The sequence below is a fragment of the Sphaerospermopsis reniformis genome (assembly GCF_005402885.1).
GTDB lineage: Bacteria > Cyanobacteriota > Cyanobacteriia > Cyanobacteriales > Nostocaceae > Sphaerospermopsis > Sphaerospermopsis kisseleviana.
Genome location: NZ_BJCE01000208.1, coordinates 1 through 9,710 on the forward strand (window position 1 = coordinate 1; position 9,710 = coordinate 9,710).

Sequence of the window (9,710 nt, forward strand, 5' to 3'; positions counted from 1 at the left end):
GCAGGGATCGCCAAAACCATAGATTAAACTGGAGTTTGATCAAGTATATGTGAGAATTCCCTCATGATGGATGCTAAGGCACTTTGGCAACGATACCAAGAATGGTTATATTACCACGAGGGATTAGCGGGAATGGTGAGTTTTTGTTTATTTAAGTAGGCTGCTATATCTTGGGTGATCCAGTTTGCAGCAGCTTTGGGATTTGCACCAGCGTTTATAGCACTTTCAAAATATCCAGCTACAGAACTATCTTCTGTTAAAACTCGCGTATCATAGGCAGAAAGTCCTAACTCATTTTCATAACGATGGCGTTTTTGTGCAGGTAATTCTGGTAATTCGCTTTTCCAAGTTTCTAATTGTGCATCAGAAACTTCAATAGGTGCTAAATCAGGTTCAGGAAAATAACGATAATCGCTAGAACCTTCTTTAACCCGCATACTGCTAGTACGTTGTGAACCTTCTTCCCAAAGTCGGGTTTCTTGAATTATTCTTTCCCCTGCTTCAATAGCGGCTATTTGACGCTCAATTTCATAGTCTATCGCTTTTTGAATGGCACTAAAGGAGTTCATATTTTTAATTTCTACCTTCGTACCAAACTTTTCTTGTCCTACAGGACGGACGGAAATATTCACATCACAACGCAAAGATCCTTCTTGCATATTGCCATCACTGACACCAAGATAACGCATAATGCGACGTAGTTCTTGGGCATATTCCGCAGCTTCTTGGCCTGTTCTCAGGTCTGGTTCAGAAACAATTTCCACCAAGGGGACACCAGCGCGGTTATAGTCTACCAGAGAATAACTAGAACCTGCTAGGCGATCGCTTCCTGCGTGTACAAGTTTTCCTGCATCTTCTTCCATGTGCAGACGAGTAATACCGATGCGTTTACGGGTGGGGTTTCCCGCTTCGTCTACCATTTCTATTTCTAACCAACCATGTTCAGCTATGGGTAAGTCATATTGAGAAATTTGATAATTTTTCGGTAAATCAGGATAAAAATACTGTTTACGGTCAAATTTACTATATTCAGCGATTTGACAATTTAACGCTAAACCTGCTTTAACTGCATATTCTAGAACTTTGGCATTAAGTACAGGTAAAACTCCTGGTAAACCCATACACACCGGGTCAATATTGGTATTAGGATCTGCACCAAAAGCGGTGGAACTGCTAGAGAAGATTTTGGTGTTTGTAGAAAGTTGACAATGGGTTTCTAAACCAATAATTGCTTCGTATTCTGTTTTTACTGGTGTAGCTGTGGTCATATTATCATGTTGATGATTTTGCTTTAGGGTACTATTTTAGCGTTGTCGGGAGTTGTGCTAAAGGATGAGCTTGTCCTAAGTTGACAATTTAATAGACAAACCTGTACACTCATAGACAAACCTATGAGTGACTTTATGTTTAAACCTCATGAATTTGCTAAAAAAAGTATATGACAAGTTCTTTAAAATTAACAACTTATGAATTATGGCAAAATGAAGATGGTAGCTATGATTTCTTTCCATCACATAATGAAAGCGCCCGTGTTTTGCTAGATGATAATTCTCAATTGATAAAAAAATTTGAAGCCAATTCTTGGGAAGCAGCACGACAACAGCAATATGAATTTCTAGGATGGGGTAATTATCAACCTGTTTCTGATTTAGATGAAAGATATGTTTCTACAACTGATTTACAAGGTAGAAAAACAACATTTATAGCCCACGGATTTTCTGTAAAAGAACACAGAAAAAGTCCGCAAAAACGCAGGAGGCACAACAAAGCAAGCGGCAGAAGAAAGAATACAGAAGGTGTACGGAAGAGGGAAAAATTAGAATGAACCAAATCTTGATTAAGGTTTCGCGCAATCTCCGTCAGGAGATCCCGCAGGGTAGACACAAAGCAGCAAAGACGCTAAGGAAAAAATATGTTTTTGCAGATGTGGTGTAAATACATGAAAATTGTTAAAAATTGAATAATTAATTAATTAATTAATTAATTAATAGTGAGATATTTTGTCATAATTGAGAATTTAAAATACAAAATTCAAGTACGGGCAACCACGGGGGGTTTGCCCCTACTGACTCCTAAATTCTGACATTTTGACAATTTAACGCTAAACCTGCTTTAACCGCATATTCCAAAACTTGTCCTACCTATAAGTGGACAGATTTTTTGATAAAATCAGAATATTGACAAGTTCTGTAATTGTTGATGAGAAAAATTTGCCAGATGTAATTCGGGTTTTTTAGTATCTTGCTGAATGCTTACTTTTTTTCTTTCATTGGGATGCTATCATAAAAAAACTGAGAGTTTATTTACAACCTTCAATGATACAAATATCATCAGCAGTGCGAATAATCTGAGTTAATTTTAAACCAGCTTTCGTAAATAATTCGTGAAACTCTGCTGCTGTTCTTTCTTTACCACCAGGACACATCACCAACATATTCAAATCTAACATTTTTGCAGCACCCGGAATATTACCAGGTTCAATAATCATTTCTAAAACCAATATTTTACTATGCTCATCCATAGCATTTCGACAATTTTGCAGAATTTTAATTGCTCTTTCATCATCCCAGTCGTGAACAATATGTTTTAAAAGGTAAGCATCTCCTCCTGATGGAACTGCTTCAAAAAAACTACCGCTAACAGTTTGACAACGACTAACTATATCATGTTTTTCTAATGTTGGTTGACAATGTGAAATTACATATTCTTCATCAAAGAGAATACCTTGGAGATGGGGATATTGTTGTAGAAAATTACTTAACATTTCTCCATATCCTCCACCTACATCTACCAAGGTTTTAAAGGGGGAAAAATCATAAACATCGAGAATAGCTTTTTCCTCAACTAAAGAAAAACAATTCATGCTTTCCTCAAAAATTTCCGCATCTTGAGGATGGGATTTAAAATATTCAAATACACCCATCCCAAAATGATGATCAAATGCTGGTTTTCCGGTTTTCACACTATAAAACATTTTCCCCCAAGGTTGATAATGGGGTGCATCTCCTAGCATAATAGCAGTTGCTTTGACTGATTGCGGATGATCACTACATAAATGTTCAGCTAAAGGAGTGAGGATAAAGTTTTGATTATCTGTTTCTTGAAAAATACCGATACTTGCTAAAGTCCTCATGAGACGATATAAAGCACTAGGATCACTATCTGTACTTTCAGCTAATTCTTGACAGGATTGCTCACCTTGTTGCAAAATATCAGCAATGCCTAATTTAGCAGCAGTGGAGATAGCTTGAGCTACCCAATAACCGCTAATCATTTGTGTTAATTGAGTATGTAGAGAAAGTTGAGTTTGATTCATTTGCAGTTTACCACTTTATTGATATTGGTTGGACGGTAATCAATCAGAATCCAAAATAAACAATGTAGGTAAGAATTAATTGATTTCTGTTCCTAAATTCTTACGTTTAAATTATTCTGTTTTTGCACTGCTATCTATTATGAAACAAGATGGGAATTTTGCGGGTATTGATGTAATGAATTTTCATAATCTTCTTCTTTTAAGGCGTAATCACGTTGAGTAAATGGAGAGCATCCCAATTTTGACAAAATAAACGCAACAACACTAAAAAATCTCTCACAATTTCTCACAATTTCTCACAATCTCTCACAATCTCTTACCTTTGTGTCCTTTGCGTCCTTTGCGGTTCAATCATATCAAGTCTTGGAGCATTTTATTTCCCTAGATAAAAATACTAGATAAAAATAAATTTACACATTTGGGATGCTCCCAGTCAATGGATATCTATAGCTAAATCTTTATTAATGTCAACAATGTAAACATTATTTTACATCATATTTTGATATAATGTAATATTAAGAATTATAAATATTATTGTGATTATGGGCTAATTCCCAAGTGCAAAAATGTTTATAATTCGGACTTTTTAAGTTTACACCCTGTATATCTACTGTATATCTAATCTGAAAATCCCTATGAAGACAGATATCAATTTCCAGCAACTCAACTCACAGACCGTAGTTGCTAAAAATACACCCAACTTTTTGGGGGAAATAGTCCAAGAAACCCTAGCTTTAACTCGTCGTCTATTTATTCAATTACAACGTCGTCCTTCTACTCTAGCAGCAGGGATTATTCAACCGGTGATGTGGTTGGTGTTGTTTGGTGCATTATTCCAAAATGCGCCCCAGGGTTTATTTGGTAGTACGACAAATTACGGACAATTTTTAGCGGCTGGTGTAATTGTCTTTACCGCTTTTGCTGGGGCGTTAAATGCCGGTTTACCTGTGATGTTTGACAGGGAATTTGGCTTCTTAAACCGTCTACTGGTAGCACCTTTAGCTTCTCGTTTCTCAATTGTCTTTGCTTCTGCTATCTTTATCATTAGCCAAAGTTTACTGCAAGCGGCTGTAATTGTCGGTGCAGCGGCGTTTTTAGGTGCAGGTTTACCGGATGCATCCGGGCTAGGGGCGATCGCTCTCATAGTATTTCTACTAGCTTTAGGTGTCACCGCCATTTCCCTCGGTTTAGCCTTTGCTTTACCAGGACACATTGAATTAATTGCAGTAATTTTTGTGACTAACCTACCTTTATTATTTGCCAGCACAGCTTTAGCACCATTATCCTTTATGCCAGGATGGTTACAGGCGATCGCTACCCTCAACCCCCTCAGCTATGCAATTGAACCCATACGCTACTTATATCTAAACAGTAATTGGGGATTAAGTGATGTTGTCATGCACGCTTTCTGGGGTGATGTTACCTTTGGGGGAGCATTGTTAGTATTACTAGGATTTGCTGTAGTGGCTTTACTCAGCATTCAACCCCAACTACGCAAGACACTGGCTTAATATAGAAGCATGATTAAATGAGGCAAAATGTGAGGGGAAATCTCATGAACAAACCATTTTTACCAGTTCCAAAAATCTTAGTTGCCACTTTCGCAGGAATTAGCTTTGCATCTGTTTTAGTAGCACCACCGAGTTTAGCTGATCCAAATCAACCTTTTGCTACTTTGGAGACTGATAAAAATAGCAATTCAATGTTAGGTAATGGTTCAGATTTCAATATGTTTAACCTGATTCATCAGGCAAATTTCGGCACTCTCAACTGGAATTCTGAACAACAAAATCAACAGCTAAATGACGCAGCAGCAGCGTTTAAAGCCAGACAACAAAAACTTCTGCAAAGTCAGCAACAACCAAACCCAAATTCACCAACTACAACTTCACCAACTACATCCGGTGAAAATGCAGTACCGTCGATGAATTTACCTGGTTCAGAGAAATAAATGAAAAGTCAAAACCTCAACTTCTCATCCTGGTTGGGTTTGAAGTTGAGGTTCTGGAAAATTATTAGTTATTACAAACCAAGTGCATTTAAAACATCACTAGCATGGGTAGTTGTGTTAACAGCACCATCAACATGAATAATTTTCCCGTTAGGATCAATGACATAGGTAACACGCTTGGCATAACCACCACCATCAACATCGTAAGCTTTAATCAAGGCTTGATCAATATCAGCCAATAAGGGGAAATTGAGATTATATTTAGCGGTGAATGCTTGATGAGAGGCTTCATCATCAGCACTTACTCCCAAAACTACAACATCTTTACCTTGATATTCAGGTTGGGCATCCCGGAAACTACAAGCTTGTTTGGTACAACCTGGAGTGTCATCTTTGGGGTAAAAATACAGAACCACGGTTTTACCCGCAAAATCAGATAATGATATTGTATTGCCGTTTGTATCTTTGGTGGTAAATGCAGGTGCATCTGTACCAACTGCTAGTGCCATAATTCACCTTTCCTGTTTCAGAATATTGATGCTGTGGAAATTTTACAATAATTTACAATTGTTAGGGAATGGTGAATGGTGATTGGTGACTGGTGATTGGGTTATTCACTTTCCCCACTTCCCCATCACCCTATGCCCTATGCCCTATGCCCTATGCCCTATGACTACAATAAATTCTCCAAACTCCAAACCCTTTGTATATAGTCAGAAAACACTCCTAAGAGCCGAGCGATCGCTGATCTGTTCACCTTTCCATCTGAGTTTATGGAAAGCTATGCAAAGCCAAAGTATTGCCTTGGGTGCGATCGCTACAGAAAATGGCTTTAAGCAAGGTTATACCAAACGCCCTTTATCAGAATTAGCCTGTGATAACGCTTTAGGTTGGTTAATCGAAGTGGGGATACTACGCAGAGAAGTCGATGGACAGGGAATAACCGACGGTTTTCGCCTCACACCCCTGGGTTATCAGTTGGTAGAAAAATTCTTGGATACAGACTTGCCTGGTCCATCATGGGGCGATCGCTTAAATGATGCCATTACTCGTTGGTTTCGACTACCTTTTTAGCGGAAAAAATTGACATCTTTAGATAAGCAAGTCAAAGTGAAAACTAGGTTAAGGGAACAATAAGCTCTAACCTAGTTTTTTAATCTGCTTTTTTCCAATTTAATGAGTAGATTAGCAGATTATCAATTGATAATTGACAATTGATAATTGACAATTGTTTCATTCAAGGCTTCCGCCGTGAGCGTCAGCCGATAGCGTAGCGTGGCGTTAGCCATACGGTTTAAAACCTCCCCTTTCAAGGGGCAAAAAAGCCAAAAATTCCGCTTTTTCAATCCTCTCCTTTCCAGAGAGAGGTAATTGTCAATTGTTCACTGTCAATTGTCCATTATTGAAAAACCTTTAACTCAAAAATTACAGCGACACTCAAAAAACAAACAAGTTACCCTATGAAATCAATTATGGTAGTGGGAACAACATCCCACGCAGGGAAATCACTGATAACTACAGCTATTTGCCGCATTCTCTCACTTCGTGGCTGGCGAGTAGCACCCTTTAAAGGTCAAAATATGGCTTTAAATGCTTATGTCACCGCCAATGGTGGAGAAATAGGCTACGCTCAAGCTGTGCAAGCTTGGTCTGCGGGGGTGCCGCCTCTAGTGGAAATGAACCCCATTTTACTCAAACCCCAAGGGGATATGACTTCTCAAGTCATTCTTAAAGGTAAAGCGGTAGGTAAAGTTAGTGCTAAGGATTATTACGAGCAATATTTTGAACTCGGTTGGCGCACAATTCAGGAATCGCTAAAACAGCTAGAGACAGAATTTGATTTACTCGTTTGTGAAGGTGCGGGAAGTCCAGCAGAAATTAACCTCAAGCACCGAGATCTAACTAACATGAGGGTGGCAAAATATTTAAATGCACCGACTCTGTTAGTAGTTGATATTGACCGGGGAGGAGCTTTTGCTCATGTAGTAGGAACATTAGAGTTATTAGAACCTGATGAACGCGCCTTGGTGAAAGGGGTAGTAATTAACAAATTCCGAGGACAGCTTTCCATCCTTGAACCTGGAATTAAATGGTTAGAAGAACGGACTGGTATTCCCGTGGTTGGTGTCATACCTTATCTAGAACAGGTATTTCCAGCAGAAGACTCACTGGACTTGTTAGAGAGAAAATCTTATAAAAGTCAAGCTGAATTAAATATTGCTGTTATCCGCTTACCCAGAATTGCCAATTTTACCGACTTTGATCCATTGGAATCAGAAGCAACAGTTTCAGTAAAATACATTAGTCCTAAGCAAGATTTAGGACACCCTGATGCAGTAATTATTCCAGGGACAAAGACAACAATTGCCGACTTAATGCTATTGCAAAAAAGTGGTATGGCAGAAGCAATTCAAAATTATGCTGCTTCTGGGGGAACGGTTTTAGGCATCTGTGGCGGTTTCCAAATGTTAGGCCAAATGGTAGCTGACCCAGAAGGAGTAGAAGGGCAAGCCGGCAGATATCCAGGGTTAAATTTATTACCCATGAAAACTGTGATCACAGGACAGAAAATAGCCCGTCAACGTCAGGTGACTTCTAATTATCCTCAGATGGGTTTACCTGTGAATGGGTTTGAAATTCATCAAGGGCGATCGCGCATAGAACAACCAACAGATAAAGACATCTGTCAACCTTTATTTGACGATGTTAATTTAGGTTTAGTTGATAATTGTCAATCTGTTTGGGGGACTTATTTACATGGAATTTTTGATAATGGTCCTTGGAGACGTGCATGGTTAAATCGTCTGCGTCAACAAAGAGGTTTAAAATCTTTACCCACAGGTGTTGCTAATTATCGAGATCAACGAGAACAGATTTTAGATTCTTTAGCTACCGAAGTAGAAACCCATTTAGATTTAACGCCTTTTTTGTAAGCAGTCAGCTATCAGTATTCAGCTATCAGCAAAAATCTGAATATCTACCTTTTTTCTGACATTAATTATCCACAACCAATGACTATGAAGATCCATTTTCTACCAGATAATGTTACCGTCGAAGCTGAAGTTAGAGAACCTTTATTAGATGTAGCAGAGAGGGCAGGGGTATCAATTCCTACTGGTTGTTTAATGGGAACTTGTCACGCTTGCACTGTCGAGTTAGACGATGGTGAAATCATCCGTGCTTGTATTACTCCTGTTCCTCCAAATAAAGAGGAATTAACCATACATCTTTTTAGTGATCCAACTTGGTAAGTTATTATTTTTTTGATTGTTTTTTGATTGTTTTTTTTAGTTGTCAGGAAATGGTAGAGACATGGTTATTCTGTGTCTCTACTTAAAAAATAATGGGTCTTCATTACATATTATGCTAGATTGCGTTCACAAAAACCATAAAACCCTTATGATATAATAAATACGGGCATTATTTATTAACATTTTAGGTATTTGTCATGGGATATGGCTTTTTGCCTTTATTTTTAAACACATTTTTGATGTTTAATTAATAGTTTGGCATACTAGGTACTAAAGAACTAAAATAATTTTTATTCATCTTCAAGCATAACTTCCTCATTTGCTGGTTTAATAGAAAAATCAATCACCCATTTCAACTTTGATTTATCTCCTTGTAAATACTCAGCAATAGAATTTGCTACCGAAGAAACAGCTTTGATAGGAACAACATAATCAAAAACATTAGCCATAATTCGCAAAGTTTCAGCCGTCCATTCTCCATCTACAATCAATATAGCCAGAATATCTTTATTTTTTCCTTTCCAGTTGATAGCTGAAAACATTTTATCCTTAGCATATAAAGAAGCGTGTCTAGAGGATGACTTTCTTACTTCTATAAATGCTTTAGGTTCATTTTCATCAGGTACAACAAAATCAGATCGGAAATTATAAATAACTCCTTCTAAATACTTGTATTCCTTTTCTCGTTTGTAAGGAACATTAGCTTCATCAAGTGCTGTAGCTACTATACTTTCTAGTAATACTCTACCGACTAAATCACGCACAATTCCTTCTAATGTTGTTTCCAAACCTTGTAAAATTTCCTGATCATCTATATTTTTATTAGTTGTGTTACTGTTGAGAATATCAGCTAATCTCTTAGCTGCTGGCTTTGATATAGAATTATCAGAAACATTACCAACTCTTTTCTTCAATTCAGATTTACTTCTGACATTAATCAACCTCTGAAAAATTGGTAACATTCTCGGATTTTTATTAATATAATCAGCTTCAAAAACTTGAAAATTATTTGTAGATATACGTAATTCATCAATTAAATTTTGCGCTACCTCTCGCATTTGTATATAGGGGTTGCTGAGAAAGTCTTTCCGTGAGGGCATAGGAGTCAGGAGTCAGGAGTCAGGAGTCAGGAGGAGATTGGAAAATTTCTTTGCCATCTCTTGAAATCCCAAAAAATGCACACTTTTTCCGG

At 37.7% G+C, this 9,710-nt stretch carries 9 protein-coding genes and 1 pseudogene; 6 read left to right on the top strand and 4 right to left on the bottom strand.

From position 1 onward, the window contains the following. Nucleotides 1-131: 131 nt before the first annotated feature. Nucleotides 132-1,268, bottom strand: a pseudogene (gene gatB, locus FFR48_RS21495) (Asp-tRNA(Asn)/Glu-tRNA(Gln) amidotransferase subunit GatB); the annotation flags it as partial. A gap of 170 nt (nucleotides 1,269-1,438) precedes the next feature. Here gatB and FFR48_RS21500 point away from each other — a divergent pair. After that, nucleotides 1,439-1,825: a hypothetical protein gene (locus tag FFR48_RS21500; RefSeq protein WP_137668789.1), complete on the top strand. Its 387-nt coding sequence runs from the start codon at nucleotides 1,439-1,441 to the stop codon at nucleotides 1,823-1,825. Nucleotides 1,826-2,299: 474 nt separating this feature from the next. Here the strand turns inward: FFR48_RS21500 and FFR48_RS21505 are convergent, their stop codons facing one another. Further along, a complete protein-coding gene (locus FFR48_RS21505) occupies nucleotides 2,300-3,316 on the bottom strand; it encodes a methyltransferase (protein WP_137668790.1) in 1,017 nt (338 codons plus the stop codon). Between the two features lie 635 nt (nucleotides 3,317-3,951). Here FFR48_RS21505 and FFR48_RS21510 point away from each other — a divergent pair. Continuing rightward, the gene (locus FFR48_RS21510) at nucleotides 3,952-4,827 is read left to right on the top strand and encodes an ABC transporter permease (protein ID WP_137668791.1); all 876 of its coding nucleotides are present in this window, start codon (nucleotides 3,952-3,954) and stop codon (nucleotides 4,825-4,827) included. A gap of 44 nt (nucleotides 4,828-4,871) precedes the next feature. Beyond that, complete coding sequence (locus FFR48_RS21515; RefSeq protein ID WP_137668792.1) at nucleotides 4,872-5,267, top strand: hypothetical protein; 396 nt, start codon at nucleotides 4,872-4,874, stop codon at nucleotides 5,265-5,267. Between the two features lie 71 nt (nucleotides 5,268-5,338). Here FFR48_RS21515 and FFR48_RS21520 read toward each other — a convergent pair whose 3' ends face one another. Then, complete coding sequence (locus tag FFR48_RS21520; protein WP_137668793.1) at nucleotides 5,339-5,776, bottom strand: peroxiredoxin; 438 nt, start codon at nucleotides 5,774-5,776, stop codon at nucleotides 5,339-5,341. Nucleotides 5,777-5,936: 160 nt separating this feature from the next. Here FFR48_RS21520 and FFR48_RS21525 point away from each other — a divergent pair, with 160 nt between their 5' ends. From FFR48_RS21525 to FFR48_RS21535, 3 genes are all read left to right on the top strand, one after another. Next, nucleotides 5,937-6,341 carry an Npun_F0494 family protein gene (locus FFR48_RS21525; protein WP_096566989.1) on the top strand — a complete coding sequence of 135 codons (405 nt, stop codon included), beginning with the start codon at nucleotides 5,937-5,939 and terminating at the stop codon, nucleotides 6,339-6,341. 386 nt (nucleotides 6,342-6,727) lie between these two features. Beyond that, complete coding sequence (gene cobQ, locus FFR48_RS21530; protein WP_137668794.1) at nucleotides 6,728-8,200, top strand: cobyric acid synthase CobQ; 1,473 nt, start codon at nucleotides 6,728-6,730, stop codon at nucleotides 8,198-8,200. Between the two features lie 78 nt (nucleotides 8,201-8,278). Beyond that, complete coding sequence (locus FFR48_RS21535; RefSeq protein WP_137668795.1) at nucleotides 8,279-8,518, top strand: 2Fe-2S iron-sulfur cluster-binding protein; 240 nt, start codon at nucleotides 8,279-8,281, stop codon at nucleotides 8,516-8,518. 290 nt (nucleotides 8,519-8,808) lie between these two features. Here the strand turns inward: FFR48_RS21535 and FFR48_RS21540 are convergent, their stop codons facing one another. Next, entirely contained in the window at nucleotides 8,809-9,618 is an 810-nt protein-coding gene (locus FFR48_RS21540; RefSeq protein WP_137668796.1) for a hypothetical protein, read from the bottom strand. Nucleotides 9,619-9,710 lie beyond the last annotated feature (92 nt).

What these genes read in the sequence shown, in the direction of transcription:
- FFR48_RS21540 (WP_137668796.1), bottom strand. Translation starts at nt 9,618, where the DNA reads ATGCCCTCACGGAAAGACTTTCTCAGCAACCCCTATATACAAATGCGA.
- FFR48_RS21500 (WP_137668789.1), top strand. Translation starts at nt 1,439, where the DNA reads ATGACAAGTTCTTTAAAATTAACAACTTATGAATTATGGCAAAATGAA.
- FFR48_RS21535 (WP_137668795.1), top strand. Translation starts at nt 8,279, where the DNA reads ATGACTATGAAGATCCATTTTCTACCAGATAATGTTACCGTCGAAGCT.
- FFR48_RS21505 (WP_137668790.1), bottom strand. Translation starts at nt 3,316, where the DNA reads ATGAATCAAACTCAACTTTCTCTACATACTCAATTAACACAAATGATT.
- FFR48_RS21520 (WP_137668793.1), bottom strand. Translation starts at nt 5,776, where the DNA reads ATGGCACTAGCAGTTGGTACAGATGCACCTGCATTTACCACCAAAGAT.
- FFR48_RS21515 (WP_137668792.1), top strand. Translation starts at nt 4,872, where the DNA reads ATGAACAAACCATTTTTACCAGTTCCAAAAATCTTAGTTGCCACTTTC.
- FFR48_RS21525 (WP_096566989.1), top strand. Translation starts at nt 5,937, where the DNA reads ATGACTACAATAAATTCTCCAAACTCCAAACCCTTTGTATATAGTCAG.
- FFR48_RS21510 (WP_137668791.1), top strand. Translation starts at nt 3,952, where the DNA reads ATGAAGACAGATATCAATTTCCAGCAACTCAACTCACAGACCGTAGTT.
- cobQ (WP_137668794.1), top strand. Translation starts at nt 6,728, where the DNA reads ATGAAATCAATTATGGTAGTGGGAACAACATCCCACGCAGGGAAATCA.